The following is a 20,712-nucleotide window of genomic DNA, read 5'->3' on the forward strand; positions in this document are numbered from 1 at the left end:
GTAACTTAATTGTTAGCTTTTTCAATATAAAAGCCAATTATCCAATATTATTAACTTAATAATTGTTAATTACTCTAAAGTCCTTTAAAATAATCTATAACTTCATTCAATTTATCAAAAGAATCTTCATCTTTTCTAATAGATACTTCAAAAATCCCAACTCTTCTCATGCTATTTTTCTTCATGTCTGGGATTTTATCGCCGATTTTCCAGTCATACTTCAAACCTTTAACAAACTGAAAATGTTGTTTTAAGTCAGATAAAGAAGGGAGCTCTTTTATATCTTTCCTTAAGACTGGAATATATGAAAAACCATATGCTTCATCTGATAATGAAGGTTCTTCAATATTAAGTTTTAATTGTGTACTTGCAACCAACTCATTGAGATTTAACCCAAAAAGAGATTGATAACAATCTACAATCATTCCACCCCCAGGTCGGGCACCACACTCACTGAATACATATTGCCCACTGCTACTAAAAAATTCTAAATGAAAAACGCCATTCTGGTAATCTAACGACTTTAAAGTTTTGGTCAAAAAGCTTTCTACTTCTGAGTATAAGGCTTTATTTGCTTCTGGATGTACTTGAATGGCTTTAACCACATGCCCTTGATTTATTTGTATAACCGGCTTTTCATATTTGCTGACGCAAAAAGTGCCTAACTTACCATCAACTATATAGCCATCAGCAAAATATTCTTGACCATTAACAAACTCCTCTATTAAATATTTCTTTCCTTTATTCAATTTGTGTGACATTACTATTAAATTCTCAAATGTATCAATCACAAATGTTGAATTTGTTGCAAACCCATCAATAGGTTTTATAACAATAGGATAAGTTAAATAAATATCTTCATTTTTTAATTCATATAAATTTTCTAATATCTGTATTTTTGTTACAGGGACACATTCTTTTGCTTTTAATTTTTGAAGATACTTGTTTCTCATAATAAAAGATTGTTCATAGTTCTTAAATTTTTTATTTATTAGAAATTCAAGAAAACCTGCAGTTATCATACCTCCTTCATATGAAGTGATAATTGCGTCATACTTTTCCGGTTTACCTATGAAAATTGCGGATACTTGATCTAGCTTTCTTACATCTTCTACATATAACCTTTTCCTTACTTCACTTAAATTGTCTCTATCTTCTTCATAATCCCATTGATCTATTAAGTTATCTACTATTATGTTACTTCTTGTGCAGTGCTCTATTAGCTTTTTATTATGACCTACTATTAGAACTTTCTTTTTCAAAACTTCCACCACTTTCAATAATAAATTTCTTGAAATCAGACACAACTTTTTCTAGATTAAAAAACGTTTCTTCTTCACTTTTTCCTTTAACAATAAATCTACCTATTCTAGATGAAGTTGACGCATTACTATCAGGTATTCCCATACCACATTCCCACTCATACTCAAATGCAATCAAATCCTTATTTTTTTCCTTTAGATAGTCTGCGGATGGCAATTCAATAATTACTGTCGGACTTGGCAAATAGCTAAATCCAGTATTAGTACTAATTTCTTTAAAGCTTCCTTTATATTTTTCGGGCTCTAATTGAACCAAATTCATGTCAATATCAAAATTGTACTTGAATTTTTCCTCGACTAATGTTCCACCTAATCTGGCGGCACATTCGCTAAAAACTATCTCTCCATTTTCATTTAAAAAGAATTCTAAATGGAATACACTATTTCCTAAATCAAGAGTTGGCATTACTGAATTAAGTATAGTTTCCACCTCATTATATAAGTCTTCATGTTCACTCTTCTTTAATGAAATCCCTTGTGTAAGTTCTCCATTATAAATATTTAACAACGGCGTTACATATTTAGAAACAATAAATTGCTGAAGTTTATAATCTGAAAACCATCCATCAACATAATACTCAGTTCCACTAACAAATGACTCCACAATTATAGTATTAAATCTGTTATACATAGCATCCAGTTTCGGTTTCACTTCTAAAAAAGTTTTTTTATCAGTAATTTTATAAGTAAAAATTGTTCCTGTACCAGAGTTTGGCTTAATAACAAATGGGGTTCCAACTAATTTTTTCAAATCATCAAAGCTAAACGCCTCATCATATTCTGTATACTTAGGCAATTTCACAGCACCCGCTAGTTTGGTTTTCTGGATGATCTTATCTCTAAAAGAAATTGCCACATTAGGCAAAATATAATCAACAGAAAGCAGCTTTGCCATTATAGATACATTCACTAGTGTATATTCATAAGGTGAAATGACTAGATCTATATCCTCTGCCTGATTTCTCATTAGTGAAGATAACACAAAAAAATCATTAGTACTATCTTTCACTTTTATTCTCATTTCATGATTCTCAGGACTAGGTAAAAACTCTGGATCGTCCCAATCGTCTATTACTTGAATTAGTTTGATATTCTTATTTCTAGTAGATTCTACTAATGATTTTTTAAATCCATAACATAAAACATTCTTCATTAAGAAACACCTCAATATCTTGAATTTTTTCTTTAAATTAGTTAGTTTATTATAATCCATAAATTCATAGTAAAAGCTCTTATCCTCAAGCATTTTAATGAGCTCCTCTATTATTTATATATTAATAACAATGTTGCTAACTAATCAATTAGTTTGCAGTGATCATCTGATTTATCAATTATATTAAATAACGAAAGGTTGGTATAGGAACAACCGTATATTTTATATTCTTCAAATAAAATACTTCGAACCCGCACCTCAACACTTCTACCAAAGCCTATACCCATCGGGTTTTCATTCTTATAAATTATAATAATTCCCAAAATAGAATCTGATTTGATTTACCTTCAATTTCTCTCGTTTCGCTTAATCTATATATCTATTTCAAATAGTTAGTATCAATTATTTCGATTTTAACATTCTCATTGAACTTAATAAATTTATAATCGTTATAATGCTCTTTTGAAACTTGTAATATAAATTTAAGATCTTCTCTAATGAATGAATTAAAAACTCCTAAAGTCATGAATCAAGTTATTATTTACTGCATTATATCTACTAAAAATCATTATATTTGCAGTCCCTATATATCAAAATCATAAATTTATTTGTAAGTATTCATCTTAAACAAATCCGAATTACTGGGTAATCCTTAAATTCTCTGTTTTTAACAAAATTATTTTTTAATATTCACATATGGAATTATTGGAAATGATAGTCAGTTCCATACCGTTATATCTCAGTAGAATCTACAAGTTTAAAGTCTTCACTAAAAATACTAAGACCTTATTTATCAATTTATTTCTAAGTCCACCAAAATTAACTTTAATCATTTTCATAGTCCAAATATGTTTTTGAAGTTGCTGGCCCTTTGCCATTTTGATATTTCCCATCGTATAAAGTGATTTCTCCAAGTGGCTGCCAAAAAGTCATTTGACCAATACTCATATTGGGGTAAACAACAACATCTTCCGTTGGCATAAACTGGAATGTGATCCTTCCTTTATAGCCAATATCTATAAGATCAGCGGTTACATGTACAAATAATCCTAGTCTTGCGATTCCAGACTTTCCATGAATTATAGGTACGTAGAAATCACTTCCAATCACTTCCATACTTGCTCCTAAACAAAATTCACCCTTATTAAGTTTCAAGCCTTCTGGAGGTATTTTAATTTTTTTATATGGATTATCTAGTTTTGGATCCAGTACATCTTGAGTATAGAATATTAATTCAGGAAAAAGAGATAAATCATATGAGTTTGTTGATAAATTTTTTTTGTTAAAAGGGTTAATATCAATTTTCTTATTTAAATATTCTTCATAAATTTTATTTCTTGTCAATATCATAATATTAATTGTATGATCAATACAGAAGCAAAAATCATACTCTCCTTTCATTTTATTAATTCTAGTTGATTGTAAAAATATAAGCTTACATTTACAAGACTATAATCGAGGAAAATATAAACTGCATACAATTGTCTTCAATGGCGTACTTATAATCTTAAGCAACCAACATCACACCTCAGTTTTCAAGGTATCTAAACAAATGTTTGTTTCATTAATATGCTTTCTCTGGGATCACTAAAATTGTTGTAATAGTGTTGAGTTTTCTCTACTTTTCCATAGTTCGTCCAAAATGATACTTGTCCAATTACCATTTTATAATTAAGTACGATATTATTGGGAGAATAGATTTCTAGTGTCCATTTATGGCTTGATCCTGTATGTCCTAGATTTGCCGATATTTGCAAAAATAATCCTAATCTTCCAAGTGAACTTTTCCCAATCAATGACATTGCATATCTACTTGAACCTATTTCCTCATATGTTACACCTAAGTATAAGGTGTCTTTTTTTATAACGTAGCTTCCACGTTCCTTCAAATCTATTACATTGAATTTCAATCTGCTATCTTCATCATAATATGCTTCTTTTAAATATTGTCCTAACCTATAGTTGTAGCTATCGCGTTTTATTTGATCTAAAGAAAATGGTTCTAAAGAAATTTTACCAAGCTTATATTCTTCATGTATTTGTTTACCTGTTAATATCATATTCTAAAACAACTCCACATATCTTTCCGGATAGATATTTTTTCTATATCTTAAAACTAAAACTGAATATTCTTGATACTTTCTTAATTCGTTAGTAACTTCTTTGATCTTATACAATCTATCATAGATGACTGGATAAAGATCTTCACAGTTTAAGTTTTTAACTGCTCGTCTTGTAATACAATCACAATAATATGAGATATCTTCTTCACTCTCAAATCTTAACTGATTTCGATCTTCATACAGTATCTCGAAATCTTTATATAGCTTCATAACCTCATCATATGGTTCATGCGTTACATCTATGCCAAACATCTGCTTACAAGAATCAAGAACTTCACTTGGAACTTCTTTTATTGCATAAAACGGAGAAGCGAGTAAGTAGCCATCATCATCAAAATAACTTATAATGTTTTCAACCATTTTCCTAGGATTTGAAAAAAACTTCAGACCTCCACCAACTATAACATGTGTGAATTTTTCGTTAGTTTTAAAATTTAATCCATCTTGAACAAAGTACTCTATATTTGCACTTGGCGAATAGATTTTCTTATTTTTGATCGCACTCTCAATTGCATACCTTGATAAATCAAAAGCTTTACCACTACACTTCGTTAAATGCGCTATTTCACGAACCTGAAATCCTGTAGTACATGCAATTTGAAGAATATTTGATGAAGAATCAATATAACTATGATTTATCCATTTATTTAAGGTTGTGAATGCACCTGGTAAAACGTTCCATTGGTTTATTAAACCTACAAAGTCTGGGTATGGCATGTTTTCAATAATTAGTTTATTCAGCATTCTAACATCTCCTTAAAACATTTTACTTATTTCATTTTCAAGCTTTAAATATGATTTATTCAAAATTTCAAAATCCTTTTTAGTACCCCACCAATGATTATCATTATCATATATTGTGTAAGATTCCCAAGTATCTGATAATCCATCTTTCAATTCATTATAAATTAGTGAGCCCGGTAATGGAACAAATCTGTACAAAGAAATTCTATCAATATTTTCTCGATTCTTTCTTAGAAATTTTATAGTATCTTCTGTTGTAGATTCATCTTCACCAGGAAAACCATGCATCAAATATAGCTTAACCGGAAGTAAATGTTTTTTACATAGTTCTAAAGTCTTTTCTGCCTTTATTATTTTTATGCCTTTTTTCATTTTATTAAGCAACTGTTGAGAACCTGTTTCCATTCCAAATCGAATTTCTTTACAATTGTTTTGCGCAAATGTTTTTATTATATCTTCATCTACAGTATTCAATCTACTATTACACTCCCAATCAATTTGAAAACTGCCTAGAATATTGGCTACACCAATAGCATGTGTTTTGTTGAAAGTGAAAGTCTCATCCATGACCGTAAAGCCATCGCATAGGGGGTACTGTTCCAATAGTTGTTCTACTTCTTTTTTTATTGAATCTAATCTTCTAAATTTAACTTTTTTTCTATTTTGTATTCCGCAAAACATGCACTTATATGTACATCCTCTAGATGTCATTATACTCAAAACATGGTTTTGAGTACCTCCAACTCTTCCGTCTAGATACAATAATGTGGGAGGTAATAAATGCCTTGCTGGAAATGGAATAATGTTTATATTTGTTTCTATCGATTCTATGATTCCTCTATCTACACAGCCATTCTTAAACCAGTACCTTAAACTTTCTTCTGATTCCCCACGGAAAACAACATCTGCTTCTAATTTTTCCAGCACTTCATCTGAATTTGTAGTAGCATGAGTATTGCCTACAATTAAAATTTTAGATTTCAACTTAAAAATATTACGCCTCTCTAGAAACATTGGAAATGTAACTGCCGCCGTTATACTTAAACAGTAAATATCAGCCTTTGGAAAGTTGTCTTCTTTAAAGTGATTTTCCATTGGAATGACTTCTACTTCATATCCATTTTCTTCAAATATTGAGCATATATAAAGCATTCCAAGGGGGGGGAATTCATTTCTATCTTTATAATGAATTTTATCAGTATATTTTGGGTATACAAAAACTACTTTCATTTAACATCCACCTCTATCTTTTTGATGATGTGTTCAAATACTAACTCCTCATCTTTATTATTACAGTCAATAACATACCCATAATTTTCTCTTGTAAGAAGTTCTTTATACATTGAGGAAACTTCGTACTTTATCTTTAATTCATCTTTCTTACCAAAATCTTTTGCCGTATCTCCTCGACTTTTTTGTCTTAATTCAGATATCCTTGGATCTAAATCTAAATAAACATATAAATCTGGTTTTGGAAAAATCCCTGCAATATGATGTAATAATTTTACATCCGAACCTAAACAATAAGAGTACGCTATTGAATCATAGTAATACCTATTCATAATCAAAAATTCGCTATTATTGTTATTTGATAATTCAATAGCATTATTTACATTAATCCATAAATCATGAATTAATAAGTTAGAAACTAAATTTGATGAATAATTGTCTTCGTAGCTAGTACCTATAGGAGAATTTTTTTGAAGTTCACCTATATAGTATCTCGGTTTATAACCATCACATATCTCGTATTTAATGTTATGGGACTTAAAATAATCTCCTAACTTATTAACTTGGGTAGTTTTCCCAGAGCCATCAAGCCCTGCAAATGCGATAATTTTTAAACGAATATTTTTTCACCTCACTATTGTAAATAAAATGACTTCTTTTAAATTTGTCTTGATTGCAAATTAAAGCTATTGACTTGTAATTATCTAGACATACACTATATTCCAGTCCTTGAATAAGCATCTTATAAGCTTCAAATATCCCCGTTTTTTCTATTTCTATGTTTTTACACATTTTGTACTTATCACTCTCCAAAATGGTGTAAGAGCTATCGAAGTAGGCTTGCAAATTTTCTGTCCCTTATACTTCGCCTTCCTTGTTTAATATTCATTTATATTCACATTCAATTTTCTCACCCTTAAAACAATTTTAATTTTCCAGATAAAATTATTGTTATTGCCCCAGCTATATAATAGAACATTCCGAGAGTTATTGCTCCATTATAACCAATACTTAAAAATAAAAAATTTAGAAAAAATGGGCTGAATATTGTTCCTATACTATTTAACAATGAAGTAATTGCGAACATATTAGAAACATTGCTCTCGTCACTATAAATATATATTCTTGCATTTAATAATGGTTGCAAAATACCAATAGATGAACCAACAAGAAAATATATAGCAGGATTTACAAAGTTGGGTTCTATCTTTAAACTGAAATAAAATATAGATAAAACTAAATAGCTAAAAAAAATTGAATATCCAAAGGGAACTTTGATTTTGCTAAAAATAGCTTTTAAAAAACTACCTGTTAAAGTTCCTAATAAAAACATTGAGCTAAATTTTGCAATACTTTCTAAAGGTGTCACAGAAAAATACTCTGAATATACAGTCATTACAAAAGTCGAATTACCCATCAACAAATTCAAACAAAATGTTAGAATTACAGATTGAAAAATAATTTTATTCGATAAAAATTCGCTAAATGCCAATCTTAAATTAATATTTCTAGTTTCAGTTATTTTAGAGTCGTTGAGAATTAATAATTCAATAAGTGGCACTAAAAATATAATAGCATTCAAAAGGGCAATTAATTCCAATGATAACAGTTTATTAATACTTGGAGAAATTATATACGCAAGTGACATTCCAAGGGTTGAAGATAAGTATATAAGATTTGATAACGAGTCAATTTTATTAATGGGAATTACATCCTTTTCTATTTTGTTTTGATTAAGATAGAAAACAGTACCAAACAAATCAGAAATAAAGTTCAAGATTACTATAACTATAATCCCAGCCATATTTTTGAAATCAAAGAATAAAAAACCACAAATAATTAAGTAGCATGAAAATCTTGTAAAACTCGAAACTAATAATATATTTTTAATTGAATAGTTATTTATTTTCGTAGAAATAATTGGGCCAATAAGTCGCGGAAAATATTCTAGAACAGTTACAAGCGCAATCATCCAACTTGAATATTTTGTTAAAACTAAATAGTTAATAAATATAGGATAGAATAATATATCTCCTATAGAAGACGTTAGATTTGCAATTAATAACGAAACTGTATTTCGTATTCTCATAGTAGTCCACCTACATGTCAATATTTTTTATTGCCTTAATTGTTTTTTTGAAAAAGTTGATTTATTTTTAAATAAGACAAATAAAATTTACATAAACCATAAATGTATTAACTAGAATAAATATTTCTGTTTTTTTAACACCGGGAATGAATTATGAAATTTACTCGATTATAACTTCCATTATTCAGTTCATAGATAAATTATTTAGTTTAACATGACAAGTCATTTTCAGCAACTTTATCAAAAATTCCTTAATTAGTAATGTCTATATTACTGATTACAGATATTTGTTTTTCAAAGTCCAATTTATTTTCTAAAAAAATTGAATTTTACAAATCTTATTTAATACAGTTTAACAAAAAGTACATTTTTTGTCAATAATAAGTGCCTGGATTTTTCGCAAAATTCTGATTAACATATAATAATGTCCTCTTATAACATTTATGATGTAAGCGTAAAAACGGTTCTTTCCATAGTTAGTTGATTAAATAACTATTCCATAATATAATATCTATATATAAAAATTTTGGAGAAATAAATATTGGAAGGTTTAGTTAAATTATTAGATAAAAATTTAGAATATATAAATCATGAAATAATAGAAGATACTATTTACATAAATGTAAAGTCAAGTAAAGAAGAATCTTTTCTAATAACCAACTATAATATACTCCTTCAATTATCCAATCTTCTTTTTATAATATATTACTTAGTTCTTCTGTTCTCTTTTCTATAGGCATTTTTATTCCATAAGTTTTTACTGTGTTATCCAAAAAATATTGTCTAGATCAAAGTGTTGGATATTATACTTCTTTGATATTTGTTTCGCTATATAAGATTTTCCCGTTCCGCTACCACCTATAATATGTATTTTCACAATATATCCCCCAAAACTTAATTTAACTTATCTACTATCTATATCTAAAACTTATTTTATCTAAATATTAATAAATTAGTTTTCATGCTTATTACATCATATAGATAATTAAAATTTTATTCATATATTTCATTAAGCAATGTAAAATCTATAGTTTCATCAATAATTTCATAGTTATATATAAAGTGATTATTTTCAAATTTAGTAATTTTATTATCTTCATCATATTTTTCTTCTAAAGTTGTTACAATGATTTGAAAGTGATTTTTATTAAAAAAATATATATCTATCTCATCATATCCACTACTACCACTAACCATTATTCTTTTAATAGGAAGTTTATTTTCTATTTTCATTTTTTATTTGTTTCTACAACTTTTAAGCTATTAAAATATTTTAATAATCTATCTATATCATTCCTATCTAATTTAGAAGTATGTTGTATATTTCCATTGGGAGGTTTAATAATAGTACCTGTATCAAATTCTGTTTGTATTGAATACTCATGTTTTAAATGATTTATTATTTCTTTTTGATATTTTTGATTTCCAGTACAACCTAATAAATTAAATAAAATGATAAAGATTATAAAATAATATAATATCTTATTCATAAAAATCTCCTTTAAGGCTTATTTTCTGTTTTCTTAAATAGATTTACAAAAAATTTTCCTATGCCTAATGTCTCTCCAATATATCCTGAAATTTTTATAAATATCTTTGTAATTACTATCCATATAAATAATAAGGCTAATAAACGTCCAATTACTTGAAAATCCATAGTTTTCTCCTCTTTATTATTTTAAAAATTAATTAATCTCATATCTAAACTAAATTTATTCTACAAATATTCACTAATTAAATTAATTGACTTATCTGTAGCATCTAATTCAATTATTGATCCTATTGGCATTGTAAACATTGGATGTGTATGACTACAATCTACTTCAGCTAAAAAAGGAAAGTTATATCTGCCTATTACTTCTTCTAATATTTCATATGGCTTCCTTTTGCTTCCTCTATCTTCAAAAAGTTCATGCTTTCCTAGTATCAATCCACCTATCTTATCAAATATATTATTGGCTTTTAGCATAGCAAATGAACGCTCTATAGTTTCAGCACCTTTTAAAGAATCTTCTATAAACAATATGTCTCCTTTTTTAATTTCAGGCATGTATTCACTTCCCCATATACCTGCCATTGTATTCAAGTTCCCTATTATTAATCTACCTTTAATCTTTCCTTCATTTATAGTTATCCACTCATTTTTATTCGATTTTTTGCTTCTATTTTGACTTTCCCAATCTATATATTCCTCAGTCCACATTTTTGGCATTTTATAATTATAAGGTATATTAATTTCTTTAACTAAAATATCTTCAAAATATTTAAAATTCAGTTCATTAAAAGGTTCTATTTCTCCAAATGAAGCTACTAATGCTGGCCCATAAAAAGTAGTTATTCCAGTTTTAGCATAAATAGCAAATAATATTGCTGTCATATCAGAATATCCTATAATTATTTTAGGATCTTTTTTTAAAGATTCATAATCTATATATGGTACTATTGAATTTGAATTCATTCCACCTATTGTAGAAATAATGCATCTTACTTCTGGGTCTCTTATTAACTGATTTAATTCTTCTGCTCTATCTTTTATACTACCAGACCTATAAAAGTCTTTTTTATCTGTTAAATTTCCAGCTTTTAATTTAAATCCTTTATTTTCAAGAAATTTTTTACTTCTGTTAAATCTATTAGGGCACAATGCAGTAATAGGTGTTGATGGTGAGAAAAATCCAATTGTATCTCCTCTTTTTAGTTTTTTTATCATTTATTTTACCCCCGTTACTTAATATCTATTTGTATAAAAACTTTATTTTACTATTAAATATTCAATTAACCTTTATCATAATTTATTCTATATATCTTTACAAAATCCTTTTTTATTACAAAAGGACCAGAGATAGTTTATTATTTATAATATCTCTGGTCCTTTACACATATATCTTTACTAATCTATTTTCTATTTTTATATAAACTTATTTTTGCAATCTTTTTTCTTTTATAGTTCTTATTTTATTTTTTAGCAATCCATCTTTCATTTTTTCTTTTTCTACAAAAAACATAGATAATCCTCCAGATCCTACATGAGTTCCTACCGCTGCCCCCATTTGCATTATATAAATTTCTCCATCAAAATCTGTTTCCTTCTTAATTTTTTCTTGTAAATTACTAGCTATATTTATATCTGTAGTATAACCAATAATAATGAAATCTGTAATATCTTTATCTACTCTTCTTGTAAACTCATCTATATAATAATTTAATGCTTTATTTTTTCCTCTTACTTTAGATACTATTGCTCCTTTACCATTTTTCATGGACATTATAGGTTTAACTCTTAAGACTTTACCAATTAATGCACTGACATTAGTTAATCTACCACTTTTTATTAAATTATCTAAGTCATCTACACAAAGAAAGTGCTTAACTCGGGTTTTATGATTTTCATTGAACTCTATTATTTGGTCAAAACTATAACCTTCTTCAAGTAATTTAGCAGATTTTACTATTAACCAACCACTTCCATGACTCATAGATAAAGAGTCTACTACGTGTATTTTAATATTAGAATCTTTATTATTTTCATAATAATAATCTTTTGCTATAACAGCAGACTGATATGAGCCACTTGTTCCACTAGACATACAAATACATAATATTTCAGTATATCCATCTTTAACTGCTCTATCTATAATTTTTAAATATTCTTCTGGGCTAGGCATTGATGTAGTTGGATTTTTATCTAGAGATCTTTGTACTTTATAAAATTCATCTGGCTGAATATCTATCTTATCTTTATAACTCTTTCCTTTAATAATAATATTAAGAGGCGCAACTCCTATATTATAATTATCAATTATCTCTTTAGATAGATCACATGTGGAATCTGCCATAATCTTAATCATATTTATCCCACCTTATATTTTAATATTTTATCATTCGTCAAATTTCTACAATATATTTGTTTTTACTAGTATAGCACATATTTAATCAATTAGGTATATACTATATATAAAAAATCTCTTAAATAATTATTTAAGAGATTTTATGTAACAATATAAGTTACTATTACTATGTTTTTATTGTTTTTTTGCAACTATCATAAACCTATGTTCTGTTCCAACAATATAACCTTTTTCATCTAACTCTTTTTTTAGTTTACATAAGTTCTCAAAGCAAGAATCAACTGAAAAATTAGGAAACTCCCACTCAATAATCTTAGCAAAATAAACTAGTGCTCCTATATCATAGAACTTACTTTTTGGAAAATATTCATGAGAGAATAATATTTCAAAACCAGCATCTTTTAATATTTTAATATTATTTTCTAAGTCATGATTTAAGTATTGATGCTCTAAACCATCAATTAATTTATATGCTAAATCATTATTATTTTTCCCTCCAACCTGCTGTGTTATAAAAAAACCATCTTTTTTTAATATTCTTTTTACTTCATTCATATCAAAAGCCTCATGTTTATTAATAACAATATCAAAATTATTATCCACATAAGGAATATTACTATCTTCTATTATCTGTTTTACTTCTATTCCTAATGAAGATAATTTCTTTTTACATAGTTCTACATTTGGTGGATATGCTTCTGTAACACTTGTTAATTCATAAGGGTGATTTAAAGTTAATAAAAATTCTCCACCACCAGTACCCATATCTAATAATCTATGAGAAGGATTAACATACTTTAATATAATTTCTTTATAATTCCAAGGAAGTTTCTCTTCTTCATATCTTGCATCAATATGGGAAAAGTCCCAGCCCTTAAATGTATATTGTTCTTCTTTTTTCCATTCTTCTTTCAAATTGTTATAGTTCATTATAATCACTCCCTTGACCCTTTTGAAAAAATTACTAAGAATACTAAATCAAATTTCTAGTAAATTAACACTATGTACATATAAATCTTCCTCTAATTATTCCAACTTTACTCTTTAAATCAATAAATCTTAATATATATATTTACTATACCACTTACAAGTAATATCAATAACTTTATCCCAATCTTTTCTCATACCATGTTTTGCTCCCTTAACAATTTCAAGTTTTGAGTTATCTATTATTGTATTTATTGCTTTTTGTGACCTTTCTAACAACTGTAACTCTTCTTGATCCTTGATATTGTCTCCATGAATAATTAATATAGGACAGTCAACATTTCTAAATAAATCCTTTTGATTGATTTGCTCAAAATCCATCAAAGTCTGATTAGTAATTTTATGTTTTCTATTTGTGCAAAAATAAAAGAAACCTTGTTTATGTAAATTATCTAACTGTTTTTTGGAAAAATAATCATTCCAATCATATTGCATACTATCTGTTAATGCTCCAACTAAAACCATTGTTATTACTTCTTTTCTATAGTTTTTTAAACATGCCAAAGTTCCAAAGCTATTTCCAAACAATCCTATTTTTTTATATCCTTTCCCTAAAGCAAATTGAATAGCAGAATTTAAGTCATCCACTTTATTTGTTAAAGTTATAGAATTGTCGTCACTTTCTCCACATCCACTAAAATCTATTGCTAAAACATCGTACCCAACTTTGTTTAAAGCTTCTGCCAAATCATCAAATCTACCATTTGATGATTTATCATTAGTAAATCCATGAGCCATTATGATTATAATATTTGAATCAGCTCTATATAAATTTGCAACAATTTTCAATCCTCTAGAGTTTTTAAAATTTATCTTTTTGCCATCCATAGTTTGAGACATTATACTCCTCCCTTGATATAAAAAATTCATTAATTTTTTGATATAAATAAGGCTGAATTAATGGATAAGTTAATGTTTTGGGTATAGTATCAAAAGGTTTGACTTCTCCAATTTCAGAATTTGGTAATTTACCAAGAGATTCTACATTTGAGTAAAATAATTGCCCAAAAGATTCAACTTCCTTTCTAGATACTGAATATATACAAACTGGAATAAGATTAAAATCTTTTGCTCCTGTTTCTTCAATCAATTCTCTTGAAGCTGTGTAATTGATATTTTCATTTTCTTCTCTATGACCACCTGGAATTTCCCAACTTAATCTTTCCTTATGTCTTACAAATATCCATTTATCTTTATATCTTGACATAATAACTGCAAATTTAAGTTTGCTATCTTCAACTGTATTTAATTCATAAAAGTTTACCTTTAACACTTTAATTATTCCTTCTTCCTTTTAATTTTTATATAATATAATTTCAAAAAAATTTATTTTCTATATTTCATTATTTTCAGAAAAATACTCTATATTATATTTCTACAAATTTATCTAAATTCCTTCTTTTAGATATTTTAAAGAGGATACCCTAATACTAGGATATCCTCTTTAAAATTTTATTTATTCTATATTTTAAACTTTAAAATATTTTCTTGCATTTCTGTTGCTAATTTTGCTAAAGACTGACTAGCTGTTGCTATTTCCTCTATAGATGCTGTTTGCTCTTCTATTGATGCAGAAGCCTCTTCAGTACCTGCTGCATTTTCCTGTGATATAGCTGATAAATTCTCTATCATTCCTATAATCTCTACTTTCTTTTCTTCCATTTCTCTTCCTGAATAATTAATATTTTTTATTACATATTCCATTCTTTCAATTGCCTCATTAATTCCTTCAAATTTTAAATTAGTAATTTTTACACTTTCTGATTGAGCATTCATTATTTCTCCAGATTCCTTCATTTTACCGACTGCATCTGATGTTTTTCCAATTAATTCCTCAATGATACTAGTGATTTCTTCTGTAAATACAGTTGATTCCTCTGCTAACTTTCTTATTTCATCTGCTACCACTGCAAAACCTCTCCCTGCTTCTCCCGCTCTAGCTGCTTCTATTGCTGCATTAAGGGCTAAAAGATTAGTCTGGTTAGCTATATTTTTAATCATTTGGCTAGCATTTTCTATTTTACTTGCACTTTCATTAGTTTTTACAATAACTTGATTTACTTCTTTAGATAATAAATTACTTTGTTCTGTCTTCTTCGTAAGGTCCTTTAGACTTTCAATTCCTTCATTTTTTAATGTATGTACTTCCTTAGTAGAATCATTTAAATCACTTATATATACCTGATTCTGTTCTATCAAGTGTCCTAATTTATTAATATTTCCTGCTCCATTATCTGTATTTTTTGCTTGTTCATTAGCTCCATTAGCTATTTCTTCTATAGTTTTCGCCACTTCTTCAGCTGCTACTGATGATTGCTGACTTGTTGCTGTTAATTCTTCAGATGATGATGCAACTTGCTGAGACATATCAGATATATTTCTAATTAAAGTAATAAAATTTCTCTGCATTGTTCCAAGAGCTTTAGATATTGTACCTATCTCATCTTTTCTATTTAAATATTTCTCAGTTTTGCTATCTTTAATAAATGTTAAATCATATTTAGATAATCTTTCAATCATTTCTGATAACTTTGTAATTGGATTTGCAATATTTTTTGCTACTAATAGTGCAATTAAAATAACAATACCAGTTACTATTGAAATTAATATAAGACTATTTAATAATAAACTATTCAGTTCGGAAAAAGCTTGTTGATGTGGTTGTTCTGTAACAACTCCCCATGAAGTTTTTTCTATAAAATTTGTTGAACTAAACATATCCACATTACTTTCATTAGTGTATACTTTTGTATCGTTAATGCCCTTTAATGCATCCTTAACTGCTGGATTTTCTGCTCCACTTTCCCCATTTAAAACTTTTTCTTCAAAATCAGGATGTGCAATATATGTTCCTGATGCATCCACTAGATATCCATATCCTTCATTTCCAATTTTAATACTTGATACAATTTCTTGTAATCCATTTAGATTGATATCTCCTCCAAGTACACCTATAGTTTCACCATTTCTTATAATAGGTACTGCAACCGTTATGCAAGGATTATTAGTTAAACTAGATATGTATGTAGATTCTGAAATATGATTTTCTCCATTTTTTGCATCTATGTACCATTCTCCGTCGCTATAGTCATACTCACTATAATCTTCTACAGATACATCACTAGTACTTGCTTTTAACATACCATCTGCATCTGTTACATATATAAATTCATAAGATGGATAATTCTTCTGAAATTCGCCAAAAATTTTCTTAAGTTCTAAAGGATTCATTTCATGAACGCGTTCATCACTAGCTAAGTATTCTAAAAGTTTTGTATTTTCGTTTAAAAAATAATCTATTCTTTCTTTTAGATTTTCATTCACATTTTTACTGTTTTCTGTAATGTTTCCATTAATCATATTTCTTTGCTCATAGTAATTAATCCCCGTTAAAACTAAAGTAGGTATAAGAGCTACTAATACTAACATAATTACTAATCTGCTCTTTAGTTTTAAATTTAATTTCTTCATCTTTTGATACACTCCCCCATATACATATTAATTTATTTTATATAAGCATCTTATTATCTTTTTCATCACCCCCTTAAATAAATTTAAAAGGAGAAGAAGTTAATCAAGTAACTTCTTCTCCCATGTTTTTTCTATTCTGCCATTTCTAAAGCAATTTTCATCATATTAGTGAATGCATTTTGCCTTTCTTCAGAAGTTGTTTCTTCTTTAGTTACTAAATTGTCAGATACAGTAAGTAAACATGCTGCTTTTTTTCCAAGTACTTTTGCATTATGGAAAAGAGCAAAAGCTTCCATCTCTACAGCTACACAGCCATACTTATTATAAATCTCTTTATATTCTTCAAAATTTTGTCTGTAAAATACATCAGAAGAATGGATTCTTTCTATACTCACTGGAATTTCTAACTCCTTTGCGTACTTTTCAAGACGCTGGTTTAATTCTGGAGTACCTTCAATGACATCACTTTCATAACCACCTTGTACTTTTGCATAACTAGATTCACTCCAAGCATCCTTAGCTAATATTACATCATATAGTTTTGCATCTGGAGTATAAGCTCCACAAGATCCAATTCTAATAATATTTTCTACATCATAAAATCTGTAAAGCTCATAAGAATAAATTCCTATACTAGGCATTCCCATGCCACTTGCCATAACAGAAATTCTTCTTCCTTTGTAAGTACCAGTATATCCTAAAACATTTCGAACTCCATTAAACTGTTTTACATCTTCTAAAAATGTATCTGCTATAAATTTTGCTCGCAAGGGATCCCCTGGCATTAAAACAGTCTTTGCAATTTCATTCTTATTTTTTGCTTCAATATGTGGTGTTGGTATCATAATATTTTCTCCTTTATAATTTAATATATAACCCCTACCATTAAAATTAACTCTAGGGTTAGAAGATTTAGTAATAGTACTTAAATTCTTCTTATAACTAGAATTGTATCTAACTTTGTTTATATTTTCAAGATTTATCTATTTAATAATTTAAAATTTACTATTTTTGTAATAATTTCATCCATTTTTACAATGATTATTTAAATTTTAACATACAGCTTATATCTTTGCAATATAATACTAATGTTATTAACATGAGATGATAATTGATTTATAGTTTGCTTTTTATAATCATGTCATGAATCTCCCATCCCAAATCCCCTGAACACCACCCTTGATTTCCTAGTATAACAACATCAATATTAAAGGATGGATAATAATATAATCTACAACTAACTCCATACTCTTCTCCAGTATGTCCACAACGAATTACATTGTTGTCTTTATCCAAAATAAACCAATTCCCATATCCATATTTCCATACATAATCTCTAAATCCATTTGATCCTTCATCTAATACATATGGCATAAGAATTTTATTAGCCATATCTTCTCCTAGTATTTTTGTAGCTCTTAAGGATTGTACAAAACTTATAAGGTCATATGCAGTTGATGTTGCACCACCATCAGAAGCTGGAACAGGAGTAGCTGTGTAAATGTTTTTCTTCCAAAGAACCATATTATCTTCTTCACTTTCTATAGGCTCATAACCTTCTGCCACATTATTATATACTTCATCTAAGCTTATAAAATCTGTATTATTCATATTTAATTTAGAAAATATATTCTTTCTTACATAATCAAAATACGATACTCCTGATACTTTTTCTATAATAAGCCCTAACAAAATATATCCAGCCCCATTATATTGAAACTTTTCTCCAACGTTATATATAGGTTCATCATAAGCAAATAATTGAAGATAATCACATAACTTTTTAAAACTATAAATAGGTTTTTTAGACCAAAGTTCCTCCCATTCATAATCACTTCCATTTTCATCGAAGTAGTCAGCTATACCCGATGTATGTGTTAATAAATTATGTATAGTTACTTCTTCAGGTATTTTTGTATTATCTAGTTCCAAATATTTAACAACACTTGTATCAAAATTAATTTTTTCATTTTCTATTAGTTGTATAATTGCTACTGCTGTAAACATCTTTGATATAGAACCTATTCTAAACTTTGTTTCTATTGAATTTTTAATACACCAGCTTCTATTTGCATATCCATATGATCCAGAATATATTTCTTTATCTGATTTTTTTATTAAAACAACTCCACTAAATTCATTATTATTACTTTTTTCATTAAGTAATCTAACAAGTTCTTCTTTAAACATATTTGCTTACTCCTTTTTATTCTTAAAATTTAGTATAACATCACTACAGTTTATTATATTCTACAAATTTTTCTTTCTTAATAAATTTGATGTCATTAATTTCTTCATCTTCAGTATTAAAATTATATCTACCTACTATATATTTAATTAAAAACTTAGTTGTTTATTATTCTTTGTAACTAATCTATTCTCTTATACTTTCAATAAAAGAAAAACTAATTTATTATCAGCTATTTTCAAAATCTTATATTTACAAAATATAACCTATATAATTAAATCTGTTCTACCTATTTCTTTTAAAGCTTTATTAAACTCCTTTGGAAATTCCTTAGGATTTTCAAGGATTTCAAATACTTTTTCTTTTCCGTATGTGTCATGTATTAAACCCCAAATTTCGTTTCCAAAATAATAGTTTTTAGAATGTTTTAATTTAGGGACCTCTTCTTTTTCCTGTAGTTTAGTACATGAATTTAACCAATATTCAGATATTATTTCTTTAAGATCATCTAAATCTTTTATTTTACCTATTCGAATTAACTGTATCTGAGAATTAAATTCATTAAAAATATCATAAAACTCATCTCTCAGATAATTCCATGTAAAAGTATCCATCCCAACATTTTGTTCCAGATCATTATATATCTTCTTTGTTAAAATTCCTTGTCCATTATTACAATACTTAACAGCAAGTCCTTCAAATGCTAAAAAATAATAAAGATACTCTTCAGGATTGAATTTACTTATATTTATTTCTTGTGAAAATTTATTATAACCTATATGATGTACTTCATGTCCAATAAACGATTTAAAACTATTTAAGTCGTTTATATTGCATACTTTAAAAAACGATAAAACATCAAAATGAATACAGTTTTTATATGGCCAACCAAAGCTATTGCCTATACTTATAGTAAATATAACATCTAAGCTATCAAAGTTTATATATGAAGGTAATCCATTGATAGTATATTTAAGTCCTTCCTTAACGATAGATTCATCAATTAATAATAATTTTTTTATTTCTTTTTCATAAAAATCTAAATTATTAAAAAAACATTTATACTGAATATGATGAATTCTAAGTCTTTCATTTTGAATATCTTTAGTGTCAAGTTGTTGTAAATTAATAAAATAATCTACAAACTCTTCTTTTGTAATATTTGTAATTGGAAGTCCTTTAGTATTGTATCTTTCAAATTCAACTTTATAATCATCATGTTCTAATAAATCCTCCAATTCTTCTCTATATAATTTTCCTTCTTTATGTCTTTTACATAATTCAAGCATCTTAAATACAGTCTTATTTCTAATATTTATATTCAATAATATACTCCTTTCTGACTCTTAAAAATTAAATATTATTTTTAACCATTTTTATTTTTTCATGTATTTCACTAAATACAACATAGAGGAATATTATATTCAGTAAGTTTCCAATGCTTATCTTCTCTTTCAACCATAGATGGATATTTTTTATCTGTTGAATAAGGATATTCGTTAAAACTTTCAAGGATCAGTTCATTATTAAAATTACCAATCTCATTGAGTTAAATTT

The 20,712-nt window shown here is 27.3% G+C and carries 20 protein-coding genes; all 20 read right to left on the minus strand.

Translation table 11 applies throughout. The annotated features are described in order from the left end of the window. Positions 1–74: 74 nt before the first annotated feature. The 20 genes from E0D94_RS10180 to E0D94_RS10270 all read right to left on the minus strand — a co-directional run bounded on the left by E0D94_RS10180 (position 75) and on the right by E0D94_RS10270 (position 20,480). Positions 75–1,262 carry an ATP-grasp domain-containing protein gene (locus E0D94_RS10180; protein WP_165442936.1) on the minus strand — a complete coding sequence of 396 codons (1,188 nt, stop codon included), beginning with the start codon at positions 1,260–1,262 and terminating at the stop codon, positions 75–77. Then, entirely contained in the window at positions 1,231–2,475 is a 1,245-nt protein-coding gene (locus E0D94_RS10185; protein ID WP_165442937.1) for an ATP-grasp domain-containing protein, read from the minus strand. Before E0D94_RS10185 ends, E0D94_RS10180 begins: the two co-directional genes overlap by 32 nt. An 825-nt stretch (positions 2,476–3,300) precedes the next feature. Next, positions 3,301–3,876, minus strand: a complete 576-nt coding sequence (locus E0D94_RS10190) for a dCTP deaminase (RefSeq protein ID WP_207289748.1) — start codon at positions 3,874–3,876, stop codon at positions 3,301–3,303. Positions 3,877–4,019: 143 nt separating this feature from the next. Then, positions 4,020–4,535, minus strand: a complete 516-nt coding sequence (locus E0D94_RS10195) for a dCTP deaminase (protein WP_207289750.1) — start codon at positions 4,533–4,535, stop codon at positions 4,020–4,022. 3 nt (positions 4,536–4,538) lie between these two features. Next, on the minus strand, positions 4,539–5,342 hold the full coding sequence (locus E0D94_RS10200; RefSeq protein ID WP_130807460.1) for a methyltransferase domain-containing protein: 804 nt from the start codon (positions 5,340–5,342) through the stop codon (positions 4,539–4,541). Between the two features lie 12 nt (positions 5,343–5,354). Next, positions 5,355–6,572: a B12-binding domain-containing radical SAM protein gene (locus tag E0D94_RS10205; protein ID WP_130807461.1), complete on the minus strand. Its 1,218-nt coding sequence runs from the start codon at positions 6,570–6,572 to the stop codon at positions 5,355–5,357. Then, positions 6,569–7,192, minus strand: coding sequence for a hypothetical protein (locus tag E0D94_RS10210; protein WP_130807462.1), 624 nt, complete (start codon positions 7,190–7,192; stop codon positions 6,569–6,571). Before E0D94_RS10210 ends, E0D94_RS10205 begins: the two co-directional genes overlap by 4 nt. Positions 7,193–7,488: 296 nt before the next feature. After that, entirely contained in the window at positions 7,489–8,661 is a 1,173-nt protein-coding gene (locus E0D94_RS10215) for an MFS transporter (RefSeq protein ID WP_130807463.1), read from the minus strand. A 993-nt stretch (positions 8,662–9,654) separates the two neighbouring features. Next, the gene (locus E0D94_RS10220; protein ID WP_130807464.1) at positions 9,655–9,894 is read right to left on the minus strand and encodes a hypothetical protein; all 240 of its coding nucleotides are present in this window, start codon (positions 9,892–9,894) and stop codon (positions 9,655–9,657) included. Continuing rightward, positions 9,891–10,151, minus strand: a complete 261-nt coding sequence (locus tag E0D94_RS10225) for a hypothetical protein (protein ID WP_130807465.1) — start codon at positions 10,149–10,151, stop codon at positions 9,891–9,893. The genes E0D94_RS10220 and E0D94_RS10225 overlap by 4 nt, the downstream gene beginning before the upstream one ends. An 11-nt stretch (positions 10,152–10,162) precedes the next feature. Then, complete coding sequence (locus E0D94_RS14870; RefSeq protein WP_165442938.1) at positions 10,163–10,318, minus strand: hypothetical protein; 156 nt, start codon at positions 10,316–10,318, stop codon at positions 10,163–10,165. 60 nt (positions 10,319–10,378) lie between these two features. Further along, a complete protein-coding gene (locus E0D94_RS10230) occupies positions 10,379–11,371 on the minus strand; it encodes a S66 family peptidase (protein WP_130807466.1) in 993 nt (330 codons plus the stop codon). 208 nt (positions 11,372–11,579) lie between these two features. After that, positions 11,580–12,509, minus strand: a complete 930-nt coding sequence (locus E0D94_RS10235) for a DegV family protein (protein WP_130807467.1) — start codon at positions 12,507–12,509, stop codon at positions 11,580–11,582. A gap of 174 nt (positions 12,510–12,683) precedes the next feature. Beyond that, complete coding sequence (locus tag E0D94_RS10240) at positions 12,684–13,439, minus strand: class I SAM-dependent methyltransferase (RefSeq protein ID WP_130807468.1); 756 nt, start codon at positions 13,437–13,439, stop codon at positions 12,684–12,686. Between the two features lie 129 nt (positions 13,440–13,568). Then, complete coding sequence (locus tag E0D94_RS10245; protein WP_165442939.1) at positions 13,569–14,336, minus strand: alpha/beta hydrolase; 768 nt, start codon at positions 14,334–14,336, stop codon at positions 13,569–13,571. Continuing rightward, positions 14,299–14,769, minus strand: a complete 471-nt coding sequence (locus E0D94_RS10250) for an NUDIX hydrolase (protein ID WP_130807470.1) — start codon at positions 14,767–14,769, stop codon at positions 14,299–14,301. Before E0D94_RS10250 ends, E0D94_RS10245 begins: the two co-directional genes overlap by 38 nt. Before the next feature lie 188 nt (positions 14,770–14,957). Further along, positions 14,958–16,967: a methyl-accepting chemotaxis protein gene (locus E0D94_RS10255; protein ID WP_130807471.1), complete on the minus strand. Its 2,010-nt coding sequence runs from the start codon at positions 16,965–16,967 to the stop codon at positions 14,958–14,960. A 131-nt stretch (positions 16,968–17,098) separates the two neighbouring features. Then, positions 17,099–17,812: a purine-nucleoside phosphorylase gene (deoD, locus tag E0D94_RS10260; protein WP_207289752.1), complete on the minus strand. Its 714-nt coding sequence runs from the start codon at positions 17,810–17,812 to the stop codon at positions 17,099–17,101. A 271-nt stretch (positions 17,813–18,083) separates the two neighbouring features. Beyond that, positions 18,084–19,157, minus strand: coding sequence for a serine hydrolase domain-containing protein (locus E0D94_RS10265; RefSeq protein ID WP_130807472.1), 1,074 nt, complete (start codon positions 19,155–19,157; stop codon positions 18,084–18,086). 264 nt (positions 19,158–19,421) lie between these two features. Next, positions 19,422–20,480: a DUF5700 domain-containing putative Zn-dependent protease gene (locus E0D94_RS10270; protein ID WP_130807473.1), complete on the minus strand. Its 1,059-nt coding sequence runs from the start codon at positions 20,478–20,480 to the stop codon at positions 19,422–19,424. Positions 20,481–20,712: the final 232 nt, after the last annotated feature.

Source organism: Senegalia massiliensis, assembly GCF_900626135.1.
Taxonomy (GTDB): Bacteria; Bacillota; Clostridia; order Tissierellales; family SIT17; genus Anaeromonas; species Anaeromonas massiliensis.

Bases quoted from the DNA above. Each gene is read 5' to 3' on its own strand.
- E0D94_RS10185 (WP_165442937.1), bottom strand. From the start codon at position 2,475: ATGAAGAATGTTTTATGTTATGGATTTAAAAAATCATTAGTAGAATCT.
- E0D94_RS10265 (WP_130807472.1), bottom strand. From the start codon at position 19,157: ATGTTTAAAGAAGAACTTGTTAGATTACTTAATGAAAAAAGTAATAAT.
- deoD (WP_207289752.1), bottom strand. From the start codon at position 17,812: ATGATACCAACACCACATATTGAAGCAAAAAATAAGAATGAAATTGCA.
- E0D94_RS10215 (WP_130807463.1), bottom strand. From the start codon at position 8,661: ATGAGAATACGAAATACAGTTTCGTTATTAATTGCAAATCTAACGTCT.
- E0D94_RS10245 (WP_165442939.1), bottom strand. From the start codon at position 14,336: ATGTCTCAAACTATGGATGGCAAAAAGATAAATTTTAAAAACTCTAGA.
- E0D94_RS10230 (WP_130807466.1), bottom strand. From the start codon at position 11,371: ATGATAAAAAAACTAAAAAGAGGAGATACAATTGGATTTTTCTCACCA.
- E0D94_RS10235 (WP_130807467.1), bottom strand. From the start codon at position 12,509: ATGATTAAGATTATGGCAGATTCCACATGTGATCTATCTAAAGAGATA.
- E0D94_RS10255 (WP_130807471.1), bottom strand. From the start codon at position 16,967: ATGAAGAAATTAAATTTAAAACTAAAGAGCAGATTAGTAATTATGTTA.
- E0D94_RS10225 (WP_130807465.1), bottom strand. From the start codon at position 10,151: ATGAATAAGATATTATATTATTTTATAATCTTTATCATTTTATTTAAT.
- E0D94_RS10190 (WP_207289748.1), bottom strand. From the start codon at position 3,876: ATGAAAGGAGAGTATGATTTTTGCTTCTGTATTGATCATACAATTAAT.
- E0D94_RS10220 (WP_130807464.1), bottom strand. From the start codon at position 9,894: ATGAAAATAGAAAATAAACTTCCTATTAAAAGAATAATGGTTAGTGGT.
- E0D94_RS10205 (WP_130807461.1), bottom strand. From the start codon at position 6,572: ATGAAAGTAGTTTTTGTATACCCAAAATATACTGATAAAATTCATTAT.
- E0D94_RS10195 (WP_207289750.1), bottom strand. From the start codon at position 4,535: ATGATATTAACAGGTAAACAAATACATGAAGAATATAAGCTTGGTAAA.
- E0D94_RS10240 (WP_130807468.1), bottom strand. From the start codon at position 13,439: ATGAACTATAACAATTTGAAAGAAGAATGGAAAAAAGAAGAACAATAT.
- E0D94_RS14870 (WP_165442938.1), bottom strand. From the start codon at position 10,318: ATGGATTTTCAAGTAATTGGACGTTTATTAGCCTTATTATTTATATGG.
- E0D94_RS10200 (WP_130807460.1), bottom strand. From the start codon at position 5,342: ATGCTGAATAAACTAATTATTGAAAACATGCCATACCCAGACTTTGTA.